This is a genomic window from Sporosarcina sp. SG10008 (assembly GCF_044569405.1).
Classification (GTDB): Bacteria; Bacillota; Bacilli; order Bacillales_A; family Planococcaceae; genus Sporosarcina; species Sporosarcina psychrophila.
The window spans coordinates 3,450,160-3,473,665 of record NZ_CP172607.1; the positions used below are offsets into that span (position 1 = coordinate 3,450,160).

The 23,506-nt window shown below is 44.3% G+C and carries 17 protein-coding genes and 1 riboswitch; of the genes, 4 read left to right on the top strand and 13 right to left on the bottom strand.

Annotation, left to right across the window (positions count from 1 at the left end; all coding sequences use genetic code 11):
* Positions 1 to 217: 217 nt before the first annotated feature.
* The 4 genes from ACGLYD_RS16165 to ACGLYD_RS16180 form a co-directional block, all read right to left on the bottom strand.
* On the bottom strand, positions 218 to 928 hold the full coding sequence (locus tag ACGLYD_RS16165; RefSeq protein ID WP_067213010.1) for a WecB/TagA/CpsF family glycosyltransferase: 711 nt from the start codon (positions 926 to 928) through the stop codon (positions 218 to 220).
* Complete coding sequence (locus ACGLYD_RS16170) at positions 925 to 2,229, bottom strand: nucleotide sugar dehydrogenase (RefSeq protein WP_399629259.1); 1,305 nt, start codon at positions 2,227 to 2,229, stop codon at positions 925 to 927. Before ACGLYD_RS16170 ends, ACGLYD_RS16165 begins: the two co-directional genes overlap by 4 nt.
* A 151-nt stretch (positions 2,230 to 2,380) precedes the next feature.
* A complete protein-coding gene (locus tag ACGLYD_RS16175) occupies positions 2,381 to 3,577 on the bottom strand; it encodes a S41 family peptidase (RefSeq protein ID WP_399629261.1) in 1,197 nt (398 codons plus the stop codon).
* Between the two features lie 132 nt (positions 3,578 to 3,709).
* Positions 3,710 to 4,786: an S-layer homology domain-containing protein gene (locus tag ACGLYD_RS16180; protein ID WP_399629264.1), complete on the bottom strand. Its 1,077-nt coding sequence runs from the start codon at positions 4,784 to 4,786 to the stop codon at positions 3,710 to 3,712.
* A 251-nt stretch (positions 4,787 to 5,037) separates the two neighbouring features.
* Between ACGLYD_RS16180 and ACGLYD_RS16185 the strand changes: the two genes are divergently transcribed.
* The gene (locus tag ACGLYD_RS16185) at positions 5,038 to 5,145 is read left to right on the top strand and encodes a putative holin-like toxin (protein ID WP_222617994.1); all 108 of its coding nucleotides are present in this window, start codon (positions 5,038 to 5,040) and stop codon (positions 5,143 to 5,145) included.
* 180 nt (positions 5,146 to 5,325) lie between these two features.
* On the opposite strand, the gene ACGLYD_RS16190 is transcribed toward ACGLYD_RS16185, so the two are convergent.
* The 5 genes from ACGLYD_RS16190 to ACGLYD_RS16210 form a co-directional block, all read right to left on the bottom strand.
* Positions 5,326 to 6,807 (bottom strand): aminotransferase class I/II-fold pyridoxal phosphate-dependent enzyme, encoded by a 1,482-nt coding sequence (locus tag ACGLYD_RS16190; RefSeq protein ID WP_399629268.1) that lies wholly within the window; start codon positions 6,805 to 6,807, stop codon positions 5,326 to 5,328.
* A 232-nt stretch (positions 6,808 to 7,039) separates the two neighbouring features.
* Positions 7,040 to 7,129, bottom strand: a complete 90-nt coding sequence (locus tag ACGLYD_RS16195) for a putative holin-like toxin (RefSeq protein WP_222617995.1) — start codon at positions 7,127 to 7,129, stop codon at positions 7,040 to 7,042.
* A gap of 320 nt (positions 7,130 to 7,449) precedes the next feature.
* Positions 7,450 to 8,370 carry a nuclease-related domain-containing protein gene (locus tag ACGLYD_RS16200; RefSeq protein ID WP_399629271.1) on the bottom strand — a complete coding sequence of 307 codons (921 nt, stop codon included), beginning with the start codon at positions 8,368 to 8,370 and terminating at the stop codon, positions 7,450 to 7,452.
* A 466-nt stretch (positions 8,371 to 8,836) separates the two neighbouring features.
* The gene (locus tag ACGLYD_RS16205; RefSeq protein ID WP_187045904.1) at positions 8,837 to 9,763 is read right to left on the bottom strand and encodes a DMT family transporter; all 927 of its coding nucleotides are present in this window, start codon (positions 9,761 to 9,763) and stop codon (positions 8,837 to 8,839) included.
* A gap of 217 nt (positions 9,764 to 9,980) precedes the next feature.
* Complete coding sequence (locus ACGLYD_RS16210) at positions 9,981 to 11,585, bottom strand: gamma-glutamyltransferase family protein (RefSeq protein ID WP_399629273.1); 1,605 nt, start codon at positions 11,583 to 11,585, stop codon at positions 9,981 to 9,983.
* An 81-nt stretch (positions 11,586 to 11,666) separates the two neighbouring features.
* Here ACGLYD_RS16210 and ACGLYD_RS16215 point away from each other — a divergent pair, with 81 nt between their 5' ends.
* A complete protein-coding gene (locus ACGLYD_RS16215; RefSeq protein ID WP_399629276.1) occupies positions 11,667 to 11,873 on the top strand; it encodes a hypothetical protein in 207 nt (68 codons plus the stop codon).
* Positions 11,874 to 12,348: 475 nt separating this feature from the next.
* Here ACGLYD_RS16215 and ACGLYD_RS16220 read toward each other — a convergent pair whose 3' ends face one another.
* From ACGLYD_RS16220 to ACGLYD_RS16230, 3 genes are all read right to left on the bottom strand, one after another.
* A complete protein-coding gene (locus tag ACGLYD_RS16220; RefSeq protein WP_399629277.1) occupies positions 12,349 to 13,335 on the bottom strand; it encodes a nuclease-related domain-containing protein in 987 nt (328 codons plus the stop codon).
* A 1,013-nt stretch (positions 13,336 to 14,348) separates the two neighbouring features.
* On the bottom strand, positions 14,349 to 15,533 hold the full coding sequence (locus tag ACGLYD_RS16225) for a polysaccharide deacetylase family protein (protein ID WP_399629279.1): 1,185 nt from the start codon (positions 15,531 to 15,533) through the stop codon (positions 14,349 to 14,351).
* 74 nt (positions 15,534 to 15,607) lie between these two features.
* Positions 15,608 to 16,225 (bottom strand): exonuclease domain-containing protein, encoded by a 618-nt coding sequence (locus ACGLYD_RS16230; RefSeq protein WP_338654988.1) that lies wholly within the window; start codon positions 16,223 to 16,225, stop codon positions 15,608 to 15,610.
* Positions 16,226 to 16,464: 239 nt separating this feature from the next.
* Positions 16,465 to 16,563, top strand: a riboswitch (guanidine-I (ykkC/yxkD leader).
* A gap of 263 nt (positions 16,564 to 16,826) precedes the next feature.
* On the opposite strand from ACGLYD_RS16230, the gene ACGLYD_RS16235 reads away from it, so the two are divergent.
* Positions 16,827 to 17,168 (top strand): DMT family transporter, encoded by a 342-nt coding sequence (locus ACGLYD_RS16235; RefSeq protein WP_399629283.1) that lies wholly within the window; start codon positions 16,827 to 16,829, stop codon positions 17,166 to 17,168.
* Positions 17,168 to 17,482 carry a multidrug efflux SMR transporter gene (locus ACGLYD_RS16240; RefSeq protein WP_067213040.1) on the top strand — a complete coding sequence of 105 codons (315 nt, stop codon included), beginning with the start codon at positions 17,168 to 17,170 and terminating at the stop codon, positions 17,480 to 17,482. Before ACGLYD_RS16235 ends, ACGLYD_RS16240 begins: the two co-directional genes overlap by 1 nt.
* A 151-nt stretch (positions 17,483 to 17,633) precedes the next feature.
* Here ACGLYD_RS16240 and ACGLYD_RS16245 read toward each other — a convergent pair whose 3' ends face one another.
* Positions 17,634 to 23,195 (bottom strand): S8 family serine peptidase, encoded by a 5,562-nt coding sequence (locus ACGLYD_RS16245; protein WP_399629286.1) that lies wholly within the window; start codon positions 23,193 to 23,195, stop codon positions 17,634 to 17,636.
* Positions 23,196 to 23,506: the final 311 nt, after the last annotated feature.

Below are 23,506 nucleotides of genomic sequence, written 5' to 3' on the forward strand. Positions count from 1 at the left end.
CATATCTGCAAGCCTTCAGCGCTTGTTGGGGCTTAGCAGGCACTTCCGCTTTTCAATACAAAAAAACTCGAACAGATGGGAACTGTTCGAGTCTTTTTGTGTGGTCAACCAACCAAATTTCGATCTGCATGGCGTTTGTTATATATTTTATAGAGGAAATTATCCTTACACTTTAGTATTCTAGCACCACTTTTACCGGAATACAAGAGTGTCAACCTTATTTTTGTTTGAAAACTTCAAATAAGAATTTTGGCAGATTCATTTGCCTTTTAAGGCGACTTGGTTCTTTTAGTAGACGATACAACCACTCCGCACCCATTTTTTGAAATGCGGCGGGTGCTCGCTTGACGTTACCTGCAAGGACGTCGAATGAACCACCAACGCCTTGATACAACGTTGGGTATAGGTTGTCCCGATGTTGTTCAATCCATTGCTCTTGTTTTGGAGAACCCATCGCAACGAATAGAATATCAGGCTTGGCCTTATTGATAGTTTCTAAGACTTTACTAGTGTCTGATTCATAGCCATCCTGTGTTCCTGCCACGATGAGATCTGGATAGGTTTGTTTTAGTTGTTGAGCCGCCTTATCGGCAACACCTGGTTTCGCACCGTACAGGAAAACTGCACGCCCAGTACGTGCTGCTTCCCTAACGATGCGGTCCATCATGTCAATTCCGGTAATGCGTGATGAGATACTTCCCTTTTTTAATTTGGACGCGATAATGACACCAATGCCATCCGGGATTTGGAACTCGGCTCTATTAAGAAGCGCTTTAAGTCCCGGATCTTCTTTTGCTTTCATCAGCTTTTCCGGATTGATGGCTACGACGAGTGATTTCTTCTTGTCTTCGATGTTGCGGAAGACTTTCGGTATTAACTCGTCGTAGTTTTCCGTGTTGACTTGGACGCCAAGAATGGTCTCTTTCATATAGAAGAAAGCCCTTTGTTTTTGCCATCGCCGAGCTTAAAGAAACGGAATCCGGCTTGTTCCCACTTGTCACGGTTGAGTGCGTTTTTTGTATCGAGTACGAGTGGCTTGGTGTCGCCAGTGTTCACTGTTTCCGGATTGAGGTTTTTAAATTCCGTATGATCCGTCGTCAGGATAATCAGGTCAACGTCTTGAAGCGCTTCGCCTAGTGTTGCGCGTTGTGTCGGGTGTTGCAGTTCTTTGATATGTGGATCGAATGACGTTACTTGTAGATTCAAGTTTTGTAGTTCTTTAATAACTTCCGTCGAAGGGCTTTCTCGTAGATCGTCAACGTCGGCTTTGAATGCAAGACCGAGAACTGCGACGTTACCGCACTGAATGCCATGCTGTTCGAGAAGTGCTTGTGCTTTTTGCGCTGTGAATTTCGGCATGCCGTTGTTCGTCAGGCGCGACTTCTTAATGATGTCGGAGTTTTCCGGGCTTAATTCCACCAAGAACCAAGGATCCACTGCGATACAATGTCCGCCTACACCAGGTCCTGGCGTATGGATATTAACGCGCGGGTGGAAGTTGGCAAAGCGAATAGCTTCCCATATGTCGACGTCGATTGTTTCTGCGATTTTTGCGAGTTCATTGGCAAACGCGATGTTAACGTCACGGTAGGTGTTTTCCATTACTTTGACGAGCTCCGCTGTTGTTGCGTCAGTTAGGTGGATTTCCCCTTGGACGAATGTTTGGTATAGCTCTTTTGTCATCTCAGCGGATTCAGGCGTAATACCACCGACGATGCGATCGTTGTTAATGAGTTCTTCGAAGATCTTGCCTGGAATGACGCGCTCTGGTGAGTGTGAGACGAATAGATCGACACCTAGCTCTAGGTTTGACTTGCGAAGTTCAGGCAACATAACGTTTTCTACTGTTTTTGGTGGCACGGTTGATTCGAGAATGACCAATGCCCCTTTTTTTAGATAAGGAACGATTGACGCTGTTGCTTTACGGATGTACTCCAAGTTTGCTGTGTTGTCCGGGTTGATTGGCGATGGGACAGCCACGATGTAGACGTCTGCTTCGACAGGTTGTGTTGAAACCGTGAAGTATCCCTTGTCGATTGCTTCTTCCAGACGCTCTTGAAGTCCGTTCTCTTCTATATGAAGTTGTTTGTTAGCGATCATGTTAACTGCTTTTTCGTTGACGTCCATGCCGTGTACGCGGACGCCACTGTTGGCGAACATTACTGCTGTTGGTAGGCCTATGTAGCCTAGTCCGATGACGCATATATTTTTAGGTTGGTTTGTATTCATTATGATTATCCTCTCTTCCGGATATTGCTTGTTCTATTATAAATACTAATTGGTCAGATGCACCAATATACATTTGTTGATTATAGCACAATTGGTGTTCGTGTACATATCACCGGGGCTATACACCAGTTTTTCCAAGTACCCAATGGCTTCAGCTAGCGTTTTTGACGGTGATTGGGACGTATGTGCCTTGTTTAACCGTACGGCCATTAGTGTTTTTCAAGCCCGGGTGGATGATGAGTTCATAGGAAGCGCCGGGTTGCAGGTTTTTGTTAGGAACAATTTCAATTGTGTTGTTGGCCTTTTGGTTGATGGTGATTGGGACGGCTACGCCGCCTACTTTAACTAGTTCTATATTATTGGACGTCTGTGCGTTGTTAAAGTTCATTGGCTGGGTAAATTGGATAGTCATTTTTTTAGTCGTTGGTACATTGTCGAGATTGTCGATTTTTTTGTAGTGCTTGTTGCTGAATGACTCGTTGAGGAGCCGCTGATGGATGTCTATCAGTTCTTTGTTCGATTCGGTTTTGATGCTAGGTTGGATACCCTTTTTATGGACAAGCGTTCCTTTGGGTCCCGTGAAGTGCCCGATTGTCAGTTTGAGTGCACTACCGTCATTGAATTCAAAGAAGGATTGGACACTGCCCTTCCCTTTCGTCGTCTCACCTACTATGGTAGCGGCTTGCTGATCGATGAGGGACGCAGCGACGATTTCAGATGCAGATGCGGAATAGCGATTGACGAGCACATATGATTGTTTCGGGAATTTCGTTTTGGTTGGTATCGGTTTAATCATTTTGTTGCCTTCGCGTGTAGATAGGTAGTAAGCGTTTGTCACGCCTTGGTAAAAGCCGAGAAGCTGTTCGGCACTGTCGACGTAGCCACCGCCGTTATAGCGCAGGTCGACGATGAGTCCGGTTGCTCCATTTTTTTTGAGCTTCGTCCAGTGTGCTTCCACTTGCTTGCCCAGGTCGGCGGAAAACGTGGCGATTTTTATGTAGCCGATGTTGCCGTAGAGCATGGATGATGTGATTGGGTGCTCTGGTTTTGCTGGTGATTTAGTCGGTGTTGTTGCTGCTACGTTTTGGATTGACGATGGTTGGTGTTCATCCACAGCAACGGCCGATAGATAGGTACGGTATTCCCCAGCGGACATGTAGCGCGAGTATTCGTCGAGTGAGTTGACGATTTCGTCTACGTTTTTCATGGTGTTGAGGTTTTTAGGGACGTCACCATAGTAGTAGGTCTCGACGAAGAATTTGACGTCGTCGAGTGTACTTGCTTGGGCGATTGGTGTAAATAGGAACAGGGTTATGATGGCGATGAATGCTGTTTGGATTTTTTTCAATGTGGTGAGTCCCCTTTCACGGGTATGTTCTTTTATATTATAACCTATACCCAGTTTTGAAGTTTGTAAGATGGGTGGATTTGGTATTTTGTTGTTTAGTTTGGTGGAAATGTTGTTTGGTTATGTGTGTTTTTATTTTTGTGTATAGAGTTGGACCCAGTACGGTTTTCCTTTGTCGTCGGTCGCATAACTAGTACCGACGTGTGTGAAGTTGTTGTTTGCGATATTGGCGCGGTGAGTTGGCGAGATCATCCATTCTTTGACGACAGATTCGGGTGCGATGTAGCCTCTAGCGATATTTTCACCGTATGCGGTCCATTTGTAGTTGAATTTCTTCAGCATTTCATCGACAGTGCCATATGTTGGTGATTTGTGGTCGAAGTAGTTATTTTTCGCCATGTCTTGCGCTTTGGCTTTAGCGATTGCTGAGAGATCAGCGTCGAGTATGAGTTCTTTTACGCCTAGCTGTTTCCGCTGTTTATTGACAAGTTCAACGGTTTTGAGGGCGTTGTCTTGATCGTCTATTACTGGCGGCATTGGATCGGGCTTGGATTTGTCCATATACATGCTGCGGGCTTTGTCATAGTAGATGACGCCTTTTTCGCGCTCAAGTTCGAATTTTGTGGTGCGGTCGATGAATGCCGCCATATGTGCGCGGGTGACGATGTCGTTTGGCTTGTACATACCGCCTGGCGGTGTGGTTGTGATGCCGAGTTCGGCGAGTGTCGTGATATAGCCGTAGTTTTGGTTGAGCTTAATGACATCTTGGAATTTGATAAGGTCATTGTCGTCGACGATTATTTTATAGCCCAGTGTCAGTATTTTGGCCATTTGCGCACGTGTGAGTGGCTCGTTCGGGTGGAATTTGTCCCCGTCGGTGAAGATGCCACGTTCGGTGAGTGCGCGGATGTGATTGTAAGCGCCATGGGCTGGGCTGACGTCCTGGAAACTCGGTTTGAATGCGGCTGTCGGTTTGGCGTTGATGGCGAGTGCTACGACTTTTGCGGCTTGGGCTCGGGTGACGGGCTCATTGAGGCGGTAAGTTCCATCCGGGTAGCCATTGATGAGGCCGCGGGTGGATATTGCGTCAATGGCTTTGTGCGCCCAGTGTGCGGTTGGCACGTCAGTAAATGTGGCAGCTTGTGCAGCTGGTTGGAATGCGATTAGTAGAGTTGCTGAGAGTAGTAGGGTTGGGATGTGTTTTTTCATGGTAGTGCCTCCTTTTTCTATGATTATACTATGTTTTGCGGGGTTATTGAGAGGTTTGTTGTTTGGTTGAAAAAGTTTAAAGCCCCTTGCTGGTGGCGAGGGGCTTGTTTTTATTGATTTCTTAGTAATCGATTGATGGATTTTTGTTGTCGTAGGATAGAACAAATGTTCTTTTCGTGTTATGATAGAGTTGGTAATTGCATATGAAGTGTGGGCGGTTGGTCACTTCCATGAGAATGGAGGTGATGCCAATGTCGACTTACGAATCGATAAATTTGCTAATTCAGCTTTGCACTGTAATGTTAGCAGCCTTTACAATTGTAGTCACATTGATCATTTTCTTCGTAAAAAAGAAATAACCGTCCCCCGCTGATAAGGTATGACGGTTATTTCTGTCTAAAACCGGATCAACCGCTCTTCTTGCGGTTTGCAGTTGCTAGGCCGAGTGTTAGCGCACTCGGTCTTTTTTTATGTTATGCGTTTCTAAAGACATTATACCTTTATTCGGTGATTGTTTCAAGAATGGTACTTTTTATTGATTACAATAACGGTGGATTTGGAACTATGTGGCGTTCTTTGTTGCGCCAGTTGGTTATCCAGGTTTCGAGTCGGTCCATGGCGATTTCGAGTTGGTCGAATGCGTAGGCGTAGGAAATTCGGATGTGGCCTTCTCCATATGCCGTAAAGGCGGTGCCTGGTACGACGGCAATTCGGGCTTCATCGAGCAAAGTATGGGCGAATTGTTCGGATGTTAGGTTGAACTCTTTAATAGAAGGAAAGATGTAGAATGCGCCACCCGGTTTGACTGTCGGAAGGCCCATGTTAGAGAGCCGGGTGTAGATGTAGTCGCGGCGTAGGATATAGTCCGGGTTCATTGCCGCAGGCGTGTCTTGGCATTCGGTTAGTGCGCAGATCGCTGCGTGTTGGGATGGGACGCCTGCGCAGATGGTGTTATAGGCGTGCACTTTGCCGGCTTGTTGCATCCATTTTTCGGCGGCAAGCAGGAAACCGATGCGCCAGCCTGTCATGGAATGGGATTTGGACAGGCCATGGATGAGGAATAGTTTGTCTTTGAGTTCGGGGTACTCAGCGAATGAGCGGTGTTCCCCTTGGTAGGTGTTTTCGCTGTAGATTTCGTCCGAGATGATGAAGATGTCGTGATTGGTGAGTGTTGCGGCTAGTTCGTCCATCGTTTTGTGCGGGATGGTGACACCAGTTGGGTTGGATGGATAGTTGAAGACGATTGCTTTTGTTTTTGGTGTGATGAGTTTGGCGAGTTGGGCAGGGTCCGGGATGAAGCTGGTTGTTGTTGTGTCGAGATAGATGGGTGTTGCGCCGGCGAGTGTGATGAGCGGTTCGTAGCCGGTGTAGATGGGTGCGGGGACGATGACTTCGTCTCCTTGTTCGAGAATCGTGCGGAATACGGTATCCATTGCTTGGCTGGCGCCTGTTGTGATGATGATTTCGGTTTGCGGGTTGTAGGTGAAGCTGTATTTATCGGTAAAAAAGGTGGATACGGCTTGCCGGAGTTCGAGGAGTCCGGCGTTGTGTGAGTAGGTGGTTTTGTTGTCGTCGATTGCTTTGTGGGCGGCTTGTTTGATGCGTTCGGGTGTTGGAAAGTCGGGTTGGCCGATGGTTAGATTGATGGCATCGGGGTAGTTTATGAGCTGGTTGGAGATTTTGCGGATGCCGGATGGTTCTATTTGTTGGACGCGCGGGTTGATGGTGAGTGACATGGTGGTTCCCCCTTTTTGATTGGTGGGTAGTAGTATATGCGGGATGTGGGGGGATGATTTTTGGGTGTGGTGTTGAGGGGTGTTGTTTAGTTCGGCGGGGATGTTATTTGGTTGGATAGGAGTGTTGTTTAGTTGGTTGGGAATGTTGTTTGGTTTCGACGGGATGTTGTTTAGTTGGATCGGAGTGTTGTGATGTTTCGGCGGGATGTAGTTGAGTTGGAGTGTTGTGTAGTTTGTTTGATTCGTTGTGAACTCTTGGACTTGATTGGCCAAGACTTTTTTCAACCGTCTTTTTGCCCACTAAAGACTTCCCTTTCTTCTGCTTTTTAAGTTATTTCTTGGTTCTGGTTCTTGAAGTCTTCTGTAGCATACTGTATATTGAGAATAGATCTAGTAAAGAATAAAAAGGACCGCTTGACGTGTCGAGCGTCAAACGGTCAGCAATAGCTAGGTTCCCTATAAGGGGATCAGCCCATCTGGAGTAGTAACCCATCTGAGCCTCTAACTCAAGGATGGGTTATTTTTTATTTTTATGGTCAAATGAGAGTATTAACACGATTAATGTTGCAAAAGCTACTGCGAACATTAGCGCCTCGAATACTGACATTGGCACCACCCCCTTTCATACGGGAGTGGGCTGACCACCCTTGAGTTACCTATTCTATTGTTCTCTTATTGTACCATACGTATGTTCTAGAATTGCTATTGAATTTTATCTTTTATTGAACTTCCCTTTCTGTATTTGGAGGATGTTTCTTAGTTTTTCGAGAGTGTTGTTTAGTTTTCGTTTGATGTTGTCTTGTTGGACGGGAATGTTGTTTAGTTTGGCGGGGGCGTTGTTTACTTTCTTGGATACGTTGTGGAGTTATGGGTTTGATTTGCATATAAAGGTAGCCGCCCGGTGGAGAGGGCGGCTTTTTTTTGTTGTTATTTATGCATGGGAAATTTGTAGTCCCAGGTGTAGATGGTTCTTGGTGGTGTGCCTTTTCGGTTGAGTCGCAGCTGGCGGAATATGATGCTGGCGGCGGATTTTGAGTTTAATTCGAGAAATTGGCGGAGCTGTTTGTTTGTGAGTGTTGGGCTGATGAGCAGGTACCAGTCGGCGACGGCTTGTTCGAGTGCACCTTTGTTGGGTTTTCCGCAATGGTTGCAAATCCATGTGCGGCCTTGGGTTCTTGGCATGATGGCATTACAGTCGGGACAAAGGACGCCTTTTTTTAATTCGAATGGTGAGATGCTGTGTTTTTCGCTAGCGGGAATTCGTTTCCATTTGACTTGGTTACTATAAAGCTGGTTGGCAATTGTTGTGATTTGGTGCGGCGTGAGTTTGTCTGGAATGTCCGGGAGCCCTCGGATATATCTGGGTAGCTGTTTCGCGAATTTGAGCGGTGTGGATACGGGCATTTTGGGGATTTCCGTCCGCTGATTTGCCATTACTAGGATTGGTTCTACGGGTAATTCGATTTGTTTTTGGTTGAGCCATTTTTCGACGGCGTACGTAGCGCGGTCTAGCTGATGGATGATGCAGTCGAATTTTTCGATTGCGCCGTCGCCAGAGATTTTGGTAGTTTTTCCGGATGCTTCGTCGAACAGGACGGTGCCAGCGTAATTTTTGATTTCCAATAGGATTGCGCGTTTTGGGGTTAGGATTAGAGTGTCTAGCTGGACGCGGAAATTGGGCTTGATGTCCACGGTTATGTTTTTCATGATGGCGGAACCTTTGGGGAAGTCGATTTCGTTGAGGATACGGTCGACTTTAAGTTCGCCGGAATAGCCGGATTTCGTCTGGTATAGTTTGTTGCTGATTGTTTTGTACTGCTGGTGATTGTCAGGTAGCCGGGCGAGCAATCGTTTCAGGGGTATGAGATCGTCCGGCGGTTGGCGTTTTGTGTAGATAGGGATTCACTCCTTTCGGTGGTCTGAATATTCTTTGTTCAGTGGTAGAATAGCAGGTTTTGGGTGAGGTGGCAAGGGGCTTGGCGGGAGTGTTTGTTTGGTTTAGTTGTTATGTTGCTTACTTTTTGGGATGTGTTGTTTAGTTTGATCGGTATGTTGTTTTGTTTGATTGATACGGTGTTTAGTTCCAGGAATGCGTTGTTTAGTTTCGTTGATACGTTGCTTAGTCTTTCGGATACGTTGTGAACTTCTTTATTTTATTCGGGACTGCCCTTTTCTAATTAGCTTTTGAATTATACTTTTAGAGTTGAAGGGCATAAAGGAAGCCATCCGGTGGTCCGGATGGCTGATTGGGTGGTGATTGTTTATTCAAAAGAAAGGTCTCTTAATCTAGAATGTAAACGGCGGGTTTAGGAGACTAGACAACGTTTTTATCAATCTGCTCAACTTTGTGTGCACGACGTTTTTTCCATAGATCTTCTGCGGCGCCGGATCCTAGTATAACGCCGGCAATGATGAGGGCTAGGCCGATGAGATGGCGATAGGTGATGATTTCACCAAGGAAAAGTGCTGAGCCGATTAGGGAGAACATGGTGTTGAAGTTGATGAAGATGGCGGCTTTGGCTGGACCGACTTTTCCGACTGCATAGTTGTAGAGCATGTGTCCGACAGCTGTGCCGATGATGGCGCTTGCTGCGAAACCGAGCCAAAACATAGGTGGTACCGTGGCAAATGCTTTGATTTCGCCGGGTTCTTGAATCAGGCTAATGATGAGTAATACCGCGCTGCCGACTACCATCATATAAGCGGTCATGATACGTGGATCGAGTGTTTTTGCTGCTTTTGCGATGACTAGGAATGACAGTACTTGAGCGGCAATTGAAATGAAAATGAAACTATCACCGAGAGCGAGACCGCCGATTCCCCCGCCTGCTAAAACGACGGAGCTGACGCCGCCTAGGCCGACTAAGAAACCAAGCCATTGCACTTTAGACGGGTAATTCCGCATGATAAGTGCGACGGAGATCGCCGTTAGGACGGGGCCTGTTCCGAGTATCAGTCCCGCGTTTGTGCCGGTCGTACGAACAAGTCCCATGTTAAGGAAGTAATGATGGAGGACGACATTGAGCATCGCGCCTCCTATGATATATTTCCATTCATTTTTTGTCGGCAGACGAAGCATTTTGAACGCCGCCAGAATGATGAATACCGTGATGCCTGCAAGCAGGATACGGAATGTTGTCATGGTAACTGGACCGACATATATGAGCAGATATTTGAGGAGTGGCAGGTTAAATCCCCAGATAAGCATTGCGGTAGTGAGGAGTGCGTAGATTCTCCACATGGGGCCGTCCCCTCCTTTAGTTGGTGATTTGGTGATGATTGGTTGTTCGAAATACTGTAGGGTAAGATGGCAACTTTTTACTAGAAGTAAACAACGTTTATTGGGTACTTCGCAACGTTATTTCTTATGTGTCGGGTTTGATGATGCTTAAGTATACACCTTTTAAAGCTTGGTAGTAGCCGCCTAAGTAATTCTTATGCGGGTTCGATGAAATATTTTACCAGACGGCGATTGCTCCGTCGGTTCGGGATTCGGTGCCGCCTGATAGGACGCCGGTTTTAGGATTTCGCCAGATGATTTGGCCACGACCAAATGAGCCTGAGTCGAGGGTTGGCTGGATTTGGTGACCAAGTCTTGTCAGTGCTTGGGCGAGATGGTTCGGGAAGCCCGGTTCGACGTGGACTAGATTGTCTTTTATCCACTGCCAGCGCGGTGCGTCGAGAGCTGCTTGTGGATTTAATGTGTAATCGATTGTGTTGATGGCTACTTGGAAATGGCCTTGCGGTTGCATGTATCCGCCCATGACACCAAATGGCCCGATGGCTTGTCCGTTTTTTGTTAGGAAGCCTGGGATGATGGTGTGAAATGTTCGTTTGCCCGGTTTTAGTGCATTTGGGTGATTCAGGTCTAGCGAGAAGTCCGCGCCACGGTTTTGGAGTGCGATTCCAGTGCCTGGAATGACAATACCGGAGCCAAAGCCCATATAATTCGACTGGATGAAGGATACCATGTTGCCTTCCCCATCTGCAGTTGCCAGGTAAACTGTGCCGCCTTTTGGAAGTTCATACGGTTCTGGACATGTTGCGGTTGCTGTAATTTTGGCGGCGCGTTGTTGTGCGTACGATTTAGATAGAAGGTGTTCGGGTTTAATTGGCATATCAGTTGGTTCGGTGATGAATGCTTGTCCATCTGTGAATGCGAGCTTCATAGACTCAATTTGTTCGTGAAGCGATTGCGTGTCGTGCGGCACTGGGCTGTTCATTTCCGATAGGATGTTGAGTGCCATTAGTGCGATCATGCCTTGGCCATTTGGCGGAATTTCGTGAACGTCGTAGCCGCGGTAGTTTGTAGAGACGGGTTCTACCCATTCTGGCTGGTAGTTTGCCAGATCAGATTTTGTGAGAAAGCCACCGTGTTGTTGCATGAAGGTGTCGATTTTGTCGGCTAGTTCCCCCGTGTAGAAGGATTCTCCATTTGACTCCCCAATGGATTGTAGTGTGGCGGCGTGATCTGGTGATTTCCAAAGTTCACCGATTTCTGGTGCTCTACCGTCGGGCGCGAATGTGGTGAACCATGCATCGAATTCTTCTGTTGTAAATGAAGTGCTGTATTTTTTGTAGGCAGCGTTCCAGTATTTGCCGAGAATCGGTGTGAGCGGATAGCCTTCTTCGGCATAGCGGATGGCTGGTTCGAGTGATTCTTTCAATGGTAGATTGCCAAATTTGCGCGCGAGTTCCGCCCATGCTGCGGGTACGCCTGGAACGGTGATTGGCGTCAAGCCGTAGACTGGCATTTTGTCGTGGCCTTGTGCTTTTAAGGCGTCGATTGTGAGAGATTGCGGTGCCGGGCCGGAAGCGTTGAGGCCGTGCAGTTTGTTGTTGACCCAAACGAGTGCGAATGCGTCGCCGCCGATACCGTTTGATGTTGGTTCGACGACGGTAAGTGCCGCCGCGGTCGCGATTGCCGCATCGATTGCGTTGCCTCCCCTGCGCATAATTTCAATGCCTGCTTGTGCAGCCAGTGGCTGTGAGGTTGCAACCATGCCGTTTTTCGCGAAGGCGGTATGGCGTATGGATGGATTTGGGTTGTAAAGGTAGTCCATTGGTGGTTCCCCCTTTGATATTGGATAGTTCTGTGAGTTTATTATACTGGAGATGGAGGTGTTTAGGGAGGCGAAGTTTTTTTGGGGGTGGTGTGGGGATATGATTGGTTGGCTTGGGTTTATGCTCGGTTGCATGGGAGATATGATTGCTTGGTTTGGGATATGCTCGGTTGCTTGGGAGATTTGATCGCTTGGCTTGGGATATGCTCGGTTGCATGGGATATGCTCGGTTGGATGGGAGATTTGATTGCTTGGTTTGGGATATGCTCGGTTGCTTGGGAGATTTGATCGCTTGGCTTGGGATATGCTCGGTTGGATGGGAGATTTGATTGCTTGGTTTGGGATATGCTCGGTTGGATGGGAGATATGATCGCTTGGCTTGGGATATGCTCGGTTGGATGGGAGATTTGATCGCTTGGCTTGGGATATGCTCGGTTGGATGGGAGATTTGATCGCTTGGCTTGGGATATGCTCGGTTGGATGGGAGATTTGATCGCTTGGCTTGGGATATGCTCGGTTGGATGGGAGATTTGATCGCTTGGCTTGGGATATGCTCGGTTGGATGGGAGATTTGATTGCTTGGCTTGGGATATGCTCGGTTGCATGGGAGATATGATTGCTTGGGTGGGGATATGATCGGTTGGATGGGAGATTTGATTGCTTGGCCGGGGATATGCTTGGTTTGGCGCTAGTTATAATTGGTTACTAGTTTAAATGTTGTTTTCATTGGACGGATTACTAGTTTTATTCGTAGAAAAGCGCTTCAAAGTTCATGAAGCGCTGACTCATGCTTATTTGTATTTTCATTCATGATATAAAAACTACCTTTCCCCTTTCCTTCGTGTGATAGTCCGGATCGGGCAAGGAATCTCGTTGTTACTTGTCGGTCATTTAGCAACATGAAACTCCTGAATTCCCTGTTGGTTATTCGGTTGCCCATGAGACATCTCCAATCTGCAAGCGCCGCAATATGATATTCAGGTCCAGTATGATTACACGTCGAACATGCCCATTTTCTAGGCTTCCACTTCATTCCTCTAGTGTTGCATGCCGGACAAATGACTCCGGGTAAAATATCAATTGGGGATATATTCATCAATTTGGTTAACGGGAAAGGATCATATTCTTGATGGTTATTTCTTAATTCAAATGTTAATTTCTGTATAGTATCTTTGCTTATGATTTCTTTATCGACGGATAAGGAATACAAATAAGTCGGAGTTTCATTGGTGAATGTGATTTTAGTTTCGGGAACGTTTTCGAAGATTAACTCATTGGTGAATGCGAAAGTAACAAGTCCGCTAATCGGGATATCGATCTTCCTTTGCTTGAGCCATTCATTGAGAAATAATTGCTTGCGATTGAGCTCAGCGATGGGGTTGCTCAACACTTTTCGTTCACCTGTCGGGGATTCTTGGATGAACTGTGTGGGGTTTGATTTCACGATAATTTTCCCAGCAATGTTTTTCACTTCGATAATAAGAATGAAAGCTGGCGTAATAAGTACCGAATCCATCTGAAAATAAACGCCGTTCTGTTTCAAGCAGACGTCGTGCAAGATAGCGTGTGGATAATGGGGTTTGAATTCTAGTAGATGCTTGTCAAAGTGTTGCTCCCCACCATAGCCTGCTTTTCGTATTCGAAAGTCCTCTCTGACTCTAAGCATTTCGGCATGTGACGGCTGTAATCGGGGCATTAATGCACTTAATCCAATTAGTATTTTCGGCATTGATCTTTGTTTATAAATCAATTTTTTATCACCTCTTAAAAATGATATCAGAATTTTTGGTGGTTTTATATACTTTTCGCCAAAGCCGAATTATGTATTTGTTAAACAGTGGCATGATTGATATTTGATAGGGTTTTTGGGTATATATTTGAGATTTGAGCACTTGCTCTTTTTGGTGGGCGGTGTATTGATTTACCGTTGGCTGGTCGGGTGCTGGATATGATTGGTTGGGCTTAGGATATGCTCGGTTCAATTGGAGATATGATCGGTAGCATAGGTATATACTTGGTTGAACAGGTTATATGATTGGTTCAACATCCTATATGATCGGTTTCCCGCTTTGGCGGGTGGTATGATTTTAGATCTATGCATTTGACTTAAATCTGCTTTTGGCCGTGGCCAAAAGCTTCCTTTCTAATTATTTTTGGATTGCTCGCGCCGGGATATGCTCGGGACGCGGGAGATATGATCGATTGCCTGAGGATATGCTCGGTTGAATGGGAGATATGATCGTTTGCCTGAGGATATGCTCGGTTGCGCGGGAGATATGATCGATTGCTCGAGGATATGCTCGGTTGCGCGAGAGATATGATCGTTTGCATGAGGATATGCTTGGTTGCGCGAGAGATATGATCGTTTGCATGAGGATATGCTCGGGGACGCGGGAGATATAATCGCTTGCCCGAGGATATGCTCGATTGAATGGGAGATATGATCGATTGCTTGAGGATATGCTTGGTTACGCGGGAGATATGATCGATTGCCTGGGGATATGCTCGGTTGCGTGAGAGATATGATCGATTGCCTGTGGATATGCTTGGTTGCGCGAGAGATATGATCGTTTGCCTGAGGATATGCTCGGTTGCGTGCGAGATATGATTGTTTGCCCGAGGATATGCTCGGTTGCGTGCGAGATATGATCGTTTGCCTAAGGATATGCTCGGTTCTGCGGGAGATATGATCGATTGCCTGGAGATATGACCGCTCCCCATTTTCCCGCACATAAAAACCGCCTGCAAGAGGCGGTTTTTTGGTTATAATGTGGTGTCGCTCAGAAAGTTTTGGATGATGTGGTGCTCGGGTTCGTATGTTTTGATGGTATAACCTTCTTTTTGTAGCCATTCGATGATTTCTGGTAGGGCTTTTGCTGTTTGACTGCGGTCGTGTAGCAGGACGATGATGTTACGGTCGCCGGATTTATTGGCTTTATCGACACCGTCACGGACGTTTTTAACGATTTTATCAGCTTCTTTGTCGGTGTATTTCCAGTCATTGGAGTCGACGTCCCAGTCCCACATTTTGTAGTTGTATTGGTTGAGCTCTTTTTTCATGGCCGGTGTGACGTGCGGTTTGCTGCCGTATGGAACACGGAGTAGTTTAGCATCGATGCCGGTCATTTTGTTGATGAGTTTGGTTCCTTCGGTCATTTCATCGATGAATGATTTGGTGGATTTATATACTTTGTCTTTGTCGTGTGTCATGCTGTGCGTGCCGATGTAGTTACCATCGCCAGCCACTGTTTTAACGATGTCCTCGTTTTTTTTCATGTGTTTTCCTAGGAAGAAGAATGTACCGTGGACGTTATATTTTTTCAGTGTTGCATTGTTGATTGTTGTGAATTTATTGGGGCCGTCATCAAAGGTCAAGTAGATTGTTGTTCCGGATTTCGCTCCAGGCTTTTCTGGCTTAACTGGTGGTTTGGCTGGCTGTTTTTTATCCAACAATTGTTTAACATGTTTTTCGTAAGCTGCATGGCTCATATGCTCGTAGTCATCGCGGTAAATACGCAACGTTTTCAATTTTTGGATGTATTCTACTTTGAATCCCGTCACTTTTGCGATGTATTTTGCGCTAATGTAGAGTGTGCCGTTGACGTCGACGATTGGAGTCCAACTGAGTTCCACACCGTCTTTCGATGTCAATTTTGTTGAAGCATCATAGCTGATAACGGTGCCTCGTTTTCGAAGATAAGTGATGCCTTCTTCTTTTTCTACTGGGATGTAGAGTACTTTTGTGATTTCGCTAAGTGGGATCTTCATATCGTTATCGATGACCTGGACGTCTTTAAAGTCCAATAATCGATCATGAAGTCCTATGTAATGTGTTGGCTTTTTCACCTCTGCCTCGCCTACAATTGTGCCGTAAACTAAACTTATAACTAATGCTGTACAGATGGCCCACACATTTTTCCTCACTTTAATTTCCCCCTTTCCATTCATTTAATTTCCTGTTCTTACCTTAACAAAAATCTGCCGCCAGTCAGAGCCGACTTAGTAGATTATGCGAGTTTATTTTAAAAATGCTTTTTCACGCAATATTGATAAATGGCTGCTGTTGCCACACAATCGCCGATGGCATCATGGGCATCGTGTTCGACCTGTAGAAATTCTGTCAATGTGGTTAGTTTATGGTTGGGGGCTTCGGTGATTTTTTTTCTAGCTAGTTTGACGGTATCGATGACGATATACTCGGGAATGCTTATGCCATCGATGTTGTCGAGTGCATAAAGGAAACCCATATCAAACGATGCATTGTGAGCAATGATTGGTAAATCTCCGATGAATTCGAGTAGTTCTTCAATTTTTTGATTGATACTCGGTGCCAATTCAACTGTTTCGTTTGAAATGCCTGTAAGTCGTGTAACTGTCTCTGGGATATGACGGAAGGGGTTGATGAACGTATTAAACATGTCTTTCACTTCATGATTTACATACCTAATGGCACCAATTTGAATGATTTTATCAGCGCCAGCACGCAAACCCGTCGTTTCAAAATCGAGTACGATGTAATCATCCACTAATTGGGAGGATGATTTATATTTCTTATCTTTTGCGGCTCTTCTTGCTCCCCAATTTTGTTGCTTCGGTTTCCTTTCAAGTAATTCGATCGCTTCTGTATTCCAGCTTGTCATGGGTGCACTTCCTTTTTTTCGGTTATTGTCCTTTGTTTAGTAGTAATTCTCCTTATACTATTTAATACCCTTTTTTATAGCGCTTAATCTTCAAATAAAATGGATAAAAAAAGCAGCCTACTTTGGACCATTAAGGACAAGTGATTGTACATGAGGTAAATTAAAATCATGTTTTGTTTATAATGTTGTACATTTGACTACGATTTAAAAGTGTGTATAATACAAGGTAATTACATACTTTGAATGTTTTCTAGGGTTCCGCAACTGTCAATGTTGGTCTGGTCCGAGAGAAAACTCACAGCTATGCTGTGTCACGGAAGGATAAAAGCCTGGGAGGAACTGTTTTTTAACAGTTATCTCTTGGGCTTTTTTGTTTTTTTGGGGAAGAATATCAATTACGCCTCGGCGTAATTGCGTCCAGATTTTGAATCGAGCTTGCTCGATTGACTCCTTTCAAAATCTGTGACATCCGCCGGAGGCTTTATCTTTGTTCAGCGGGCGATTGCATACCCGCTGAACAGGAAAACAAAACCGCATTCATCTTCCACCTTTGGAGGTGAGAGTCTTCTGCTGAATAAAGATAAACGGAGGTGTTAGTTAAATGAATACAGATTGGGTTAAAGTAATAATCGCTGCTTTTTTCGAAGTTTTTTGGGTTATTGGATTAAAACATGCAAATGACTTTTGGACTTGGACTGGAACAGTTATTGCTATTATCGTTAGTTTTTATTTAATGATTATGGCTGGAAAAAAACTACCTGTTGGAACTGTCTATGCGGTTTTTGTTGGACTAGGTACAGCCGGAACAGTTTTTTCCGACATCATATTTTTTGATGAACCATTTAAATTAGCAAAAGTACTTTTAATTTTGGTTTTATTAGGTGGAGTCGTTGGTTTGAAATTAGTGACTCAAGATAGCGATAAAGAAGGAGCTGAATCTTAATGGCGTGGGTTTCTTTGATTGTTGCAGGTTTATTTGAAATGTTTGGTGTTGTAATGATAAGTAAATTGCATAAAGACCGTAATTGGCAATCGGTGCTATTTCTAACTCTTGCGTTTGGAGCTAGTTTTGTGTTTCTTGCTTATTCAATGAAAACACTTCCTATGGGTACGGCTTATGCAATTTGGACAGGAATTGGTGCGTCTGGTGGAGCAATTTTAGGTATGCTTTTATATGGTGAATCAAAAGATTGGAGAAGACTTATTTTTATAGGCATGGTCTTAGGTGCTGCAATAGGTCTAAAACTCGTCTCATGATAGAGTTTTTAGATTGTAATAGGAAGAAGTTAATTTGTTTTTTATTAAGTGAAATAAAAGCTGAACTAAAAAAATCTTTAGTCCAGCTTTTATTTTTAATCTATCTACCTAATGGGGAAGCATATCAAACTCAATGTGCTCCTTTTTTAAATTAATAGCTGATAGCGACAAAGTTACCTGCGCGGTTCGCTGTGGAAGTATTGATCACAACGAAACTACCTGGACCAGTCGCTGTGAATTCAAGTACTCCATTGTTGTATTTTGCTTTTATTGTGTTAGTTGAATGTAGATCTCGTACCGCTATTTTGTTGTTCTTGATCACTTTAGACGCGTCTATCGGGAGAACGATTTCGATTTTTTCATTGAATTGATTCAACGCAAATCGATTATCGCCAGTACCGCCCTCAAGATTAACGATAAAGTTTTCTGAAATTGCATCTGCAATAGAAGATGCATTTGCTTCGCTTAACGTGATTGTAGCATCACCGCCAGCTTGTTGCATAAGTTTCTCGACTGCTTTTTTCGAGAAGAAGAATGACGTTTCGCCTCTAGTGACGAATAAGCCTTTCTTAGCATTAACGATTGTATTTAGGATTGTTGAGTTGAATTCGATTGCGATTTCCTCTCCATTTTCAGGTAGTGCAATGAAGATTTCTTTTGCCTGTTTATCGTTCACATAAGCTGCAATTTCTGCTTCTGAAACACTATATTTCTGAGCTCCTGGTGACTCAGGTACCTCAGGCGCTTCCGGTACTGAAACCATTTCGACTTTGACGAAAATGGTTGCAACGTCATTGCCATAAGAAGCTGTGATTGTTGTTTCACCAGCGCCGACTGCAATGATTTGGCCTTGCTGAACATCGATGACAGTTGAATCGAACCCGCTATATGCAGCAATTTCTGTCACGTCTGTCGATGTCGCCTCACCATTTTTCGTTTCAATCGATTGAACTGAAATGCGAGAAGATTCCCCGACTACCAATTCAAGTGCTGCTGGGTTTGTGATCAATTCTGTTGTGATTATTACGTCTTGTTCGACAATCGCTGTGACTGTCGTTGTGAAGTTCGGGTGTGAAACTGTAATGACCGTTTCGCCTGGTCCGACTGCTGTGACTAACCCTTTACTTAATGTGACGACTTTAGAATTCGCAGATTTAAATTTAGAATCTGCTATCACGTTTTTCTCATTGACAGAGCCGTCAGCTTTTGTTGTTTTTTCTATTACAGTTAATTGTTCAGTTGCGCCTGCTTTAAGTACGACGCTGTTTTTATCGACTGAATAGGTGATTACGTCTTGCTCGACAATCGCTGTGACTGTCGTTGTAAAGTCCGAGTGTGTGACAGAGATGGCCGTTTCGCCTGGTCCGACTGCTGTGACTAACCCTTTACTTAATGTGACGACTTTAGAATTCGCAGATTTAAATTTAGAATCTGCTGTCACGTTTTTCTCTGTGACAGAGCCGTCAGCTTTTGTTGTTTTTTCTATTACTGTTAATTGTTCAGTTGCGCCTGCTTTAAGTGCGACGCTGTTTTTATCGACTGAATAGGTGATTACGTCGCCTTTCACGTTCAGGTAGACAAGGATTGGATCCTGATCTGGGATTGTGACAAGTACTTGTGTTTGACCTCCTGTAATCGCTGTGACTAGACCTTTTTGAACTTTTGCAATTTTATTGTTGACGACTTTGAATGAAGTTGTTGCTGTGACGTCTTTTTTGCTCGTTTGTCCTTTCGGAGTCAGCGTTGTTTCTGTCACTTTCAACTGTAATTGGTCGCCGACATTCATTTTCACATTTGTTTTATTCACTTTGTACGTAATGATATCCTGAGGAAGTTTCACTACCTCAACGTAAACGTAGATGGCTTCCTCGTTTGGAATCATAACACGGACTTGTGTTTGGCCTTCTGCAAGTGCTGTTACGAGTCCTTTTTTGACTGTAGCAACTTTATTGTTGACTGCATTGTAGCTGCCATTTCCTGTGACGTCTTTTTCAGTGACTGTGCCATCCGCTTTTGTCGTCGTTTGGGTGACGTAAAATTGTTCTGATTGGCCAACACCGATTGTTAGGTTCTTTTTACTAACTGAATAAGTAACCTGATCTTGCGGTGCTGCTGTCACTTCAAGGTAAACGTACATATCTTCTTGTCCTGGAACCATGACGCGTGCTTGCGTTTTACCTGCCGCAAGTGCTGTGATGAGACCTTTCTCGAATTTTGCAATATCGCTGTTGACGACATCATAATTCACTGTTCCTGTTACGTCTTTTTCAACGACTGAACCATCAGCCTTTGTCGTTTTTTGTGTGACGAAGAGTTGTTCTTGTTGACCAACGCCTATTGTAAGATTCGTTTTGCTTACAGAATACGTAACTTGGTCTTGACCATCTTTCGCTGCCACTTCGACTGCGATTGTTGCTGTGAATTCTTTGTAGCTTACTGTGATTGCTGTTTTACCTGCGGCGACTGCTGTTACTGCACCATTTTTAACTGTTACAATTTTTTCATCAGCAGACACGAATGTTGCTTCTGCTGTGACATTTTTGTCTTCTTTTGTTCCGTCCGCTTTTGTTGTTGTTTCAGTTACTGTTAGGTTTTCTGTACCGCCTACTTGCAGTGCTAGTTCTTCTTTATCCACAGAATACTTGACGCCTGTTCCATCATCGACTAGTACTTTTTCTGCGGCATTGCCTGCAGCGTCAACATATTTCACTTTGACACTGTTATCTTTTGTTAACGTACCAACGTCGATTGTAAATGATCCGTCTTGTGCTAATTTAACAGGACCGGACGATTTCACCGTGTCGTTTTCCATCACTTCGTAACTTGCTTTGAGTTTCGTATTTACGTCATAACCTAAATCATAGTTTACAAGTTCAGCTTGGTAGTCAATATACTTGTCAATGATTTTACCTGTTGCAGCTGTACCTTTAAGTGCTCCTTCAATTGTACCGGCTTCAGATTTCACGACGACCGGACCAACGTAGCCACTAAGAATTGCTGGTTCGCCTGAAACTGTTTGTCCAGTGAAGTCAATTGTGTAGAGTCCATCAGGAATTGTTGTTTGAGCTGCACCTTCAGTCCAAGGTTTGTAATTTCCTGCCACGTTAAGCGTGTAAGAACCGGCTGCGAGCGAAGTACCTGCATGTAAGTAGCCGATATAGCCGTCTCCATATTCTCCACCTTCAGGATCCATGATATCCCATAGTTCGATGTAATTTGTTGTGACATCGCCTGTCAGTTTAAATGACAGAACAGCCGAGTCTTTTATACCGTCATTGTTGAATGAAAGATCTGTTTCTGTGATTGCGAAGTTTTCAAATGCAGATGCCGGCGCTCCGCCAAACTCCGCTGCGAATGGTAATGAAACTTCAGTGCCTTCACCGTCAATGTGAATATAGCCCAGAATTTCGGAACCTGGTGGTGCGTTTGCTTTTTTCGAAGCCGTTAATGTAACTGTTAACAATTGCTCGCCATTCAAAGTGAATGCTGATTTGTCGACGGTCACTTTTGCATCTTCGAATGATTTCGTAACATCGACTGTTACATTATAATTTCCTCCGTTACCTTTCATATCTTTTACAAGAATGTCTTTTGTAACGGAAATGTTTTTTTCTTTGATTGATTGAGGACCGAAAGTGACTGTCCCTTTAATATTGTCGACAATTTCACCGCTTGTATCCAACACTGCCTCATCCATTGCATATGCAAGGATAGTCGGATGTGCTGCTGCATAAGCTTGCACACGTCCTGCTCCTTGAGACATGACATCGTATTTGGTCGTGTCTAAAATTTTTGCACTGTTGGATAGCGCGACTTTCACGTCAAAAGCACTCCAACCTGGATTTGCTTGCTTAACAAGTGCGGCAATTCCTGCAATATGCGGTGTTGCCATTGATGTACCTGTTTTACGTGTGAAAGCTTCTTCATAACTTGCAGCTGGAAAATCTGCTTTGTACATTGGAATTGTTGACATGATATTCGTTCCAGGCGCACTAACATCTGGTTTGATATCAAAATTTGGAGTCGACGGCCCACGTGAACTGGAATCGTTGACATTGTCTCCAATTGTCATTGTTTTATTGAAATTACCGAACGTTACAGTTCCTTGACCGCCTTTAAGAGCTGCACGAATTGCATCTCCGTCTGTTTGTGACAAATCATAAGCTGGGATGAATTCAAATGCATCTCCTAAGAATGTTCCAGAAGCGTTCGGTGCATTTGAACCGCCTGCAAAGTTATGGATAAGAATTGCAATTGCACCTGCTTCTTTTGCGACGGCAATTTTGTCGACGAATGCGATATCTCCTCGTGAGACAAGTGCCACTTTCCCGTTAGCGTCGAGTCCGTTATAGTCAGCTTTAGTACCCATTCCAGGCACTGCTAGGACTTCATATTCACCCGACAATTGTGTTGTTAAATCTGCTCCAAATGTAGTTCCCATTAAGTTGATGGTTTTAGATAATTGGTAGTCTCCGACTGTTACATGTACGTTGCTGTCAAAATTTGCTTCAGGATTCGTTGTGTTGCCAACTGCAATTCCAAGACGTGCTGTCGACGGTGTACCCATCGTTCCACGTTTCGGACCCGAGTTTCCTGTTGCGATTACGGAAATCGTTCCGGCCATCATCGCATTATTGATGGCAAATGAACCTCCGTCAGTTTCAGAATTTGCTCCCCCACCAAGGGAAAGATTGATAACATCCATCTTTTGTTTAACTGACTCTTCAATTGCCGCGATGATTCCCGAAGTAGATCCGCTACCGTAAGCTCCCAGAACGCGGTATGCGTAAAGATCTACTTTCGGTGCAATCCCTTTAACTCCGTACGGATTCGCCCCGATTGCAGCAATTGTTCCTGCCACGTGCGTACCATGTGATGTATAGAAAGCGCTTCCAGTTGCGCTAAATTCAGGCGTTCCTGCTGGTCGTTCAACAGGTGACGTTTCCGATGCATCATTATCTGCACGGGTTCTTGTATAAGTAGCAGAATTTGGAATGAAGTTCTTTCCGCCTTTATAAATACCAGCAAAGTCCGGGTGATCTTTATCAATTCCTGTATCAAGTACAGCGACTTTAATCCCTTGTCCTTCAATTCCTTCAGCCCAGAGCCTTTCAATTCCTAGGAATGAAATGCTGGTGTTCATATTCGCATCTACTGTTCCAGATGAAACTGGAGCTTCAAATGCATGCACTTCAGTATCCGGTTCAATTAATGTAACACCTTTAATAGCTAGTAACTTTTCAAGATCTCCTGCTTGTACAGTCGCAGAAAAACCATTTAGTACAGTATCGTACGCGAATTTCTCAGTAAAATTAATGTTTTTCACTTGCATCTCTTTTTTCATAGCTGTCTGTTGCGTTTTCACTTTCTTTTTCACTGCCGTTGCTTCTGCAGAAGTGAATGTTTTCCCCGCTAACTCTTTAATCCCCTGTTCAAGTGCAACTGGCTTTTCGGATAAATGAACAATAACTGCGACTTGTCCATTTCCAGTTAACCCTTGTAAGTCTTTGTGTAACTTGGAACCACCATCCAACAGATTTAATTGTTCGGCGATAGCTGCTTTCTGTTGCATAATGCTTTCGCTGTAATTATCCGGCTTGAATGGTTTTGCCTTTTCTGCATTTGCCGATGCTGTGAATGGCGTTAGTAGTGAAAGCACCATTGCAAGAGCTAAAAATGCGCTGAAAAATTTAGTGAAATTACCCCTCTTCAAATCCCATCTCCCCTTTACCCGTTTATTCACACTTAATAAAATAGTGCGACATAAAGAATCTATCATAATAAAAATAGATTTAATATGATACAAAACGTGTATTTCGGGGAAAATCATGCGTTATTGAAAAAATCGTTCAAAGGGACTTCGTAAGAATCAAAGAATAGTAGTCCATACGATTTATGGATAATAGTGGAAACAATTCAATGGTCCTAGCACTCTAATTTCTGCTTTTATGAAACGACGGGCGACAGATCATAAAATTATCAATGAAAATCAATAAATTTAACGCACTACAAAGTGGGAAAACG

Coding starts and splice junctions, on each gene's coding strand:
- ACGLYD_RS16170 (WP_399629259.1), bottom strand. CDS start 2,229: ATGAATACAAACCAACCTAAAAATATATGCGTCATCGGACTAGGCTAC.
- ACGLYD_RS16185 (WP_222617994.1), top strand. CDS start 5,038: ATGTCGACTTACGAATCGATAAATTTGCTAATTCAGCTTTGCACTGTA.
- ACGLYD_RS16165 (WP_067213010.1), bottom strand. CDS start 928: ATGAAAGAGACCATTCTTGGCGTCCAAGTCAACACGGAAAACTACGAC.
- ACGLYD_RS16240 (WP_067213040.1), top strand. CDS start 17,168: ATGGCGTGGGTTTCTTTGATTGTTGCAGGTTTATTTGAAATGTTTGGT.
- ACGLYD_RS16205 (WP_187045904.1), bottom strand. CDS start 9,763: ATGTGGAGAATCTACGCACTCCTCACTACCGCAATGCTTATCTGGGGA.
- ACGLYD_RS16210 (WP_399629273.1), bottom strand. CDS start 11,585: ATGGACTACCTTTACAACCCAAATCCATCCATACGCCATACCGCCTTC.
- ACGLYD_RS16235 (WP_399629283.1), top strand. CDS start 16,827: ATGAATACAGATTGGGTTAAAGTAATAATCGCTGCTTTTTTCGAAGTT.
- ACGLYD_RS16195 (WP_222617995.1), bottom strand. CDS start 7,129: ATGTCAGTATTCGAGGCGCTAATGTTCGCAGTAGCTTTTGCAACATTA.
- ACGLYD_RS16225 (WP_399629279.1), bottom strand. CDS start 15,533: ATGAATGGAAAGGGGGAAATTAAAGTGAGGAAAAATGTGTGGGCCATC.
- ACGLYD_RS16180 (WP_399629264.1), bottom strand. CDS start 4,786: ATGAAAAAACACATCCCAACCCTACTACTCTCAGCAACTCTACTAATC.
- ACGLYD_RS16230 (WP_338654988.1), bottom strand. CDS start 16,225: ATGACAAGCTGGAATACAGAAGCGATCGAATTACTTGAAAGGAAACCG.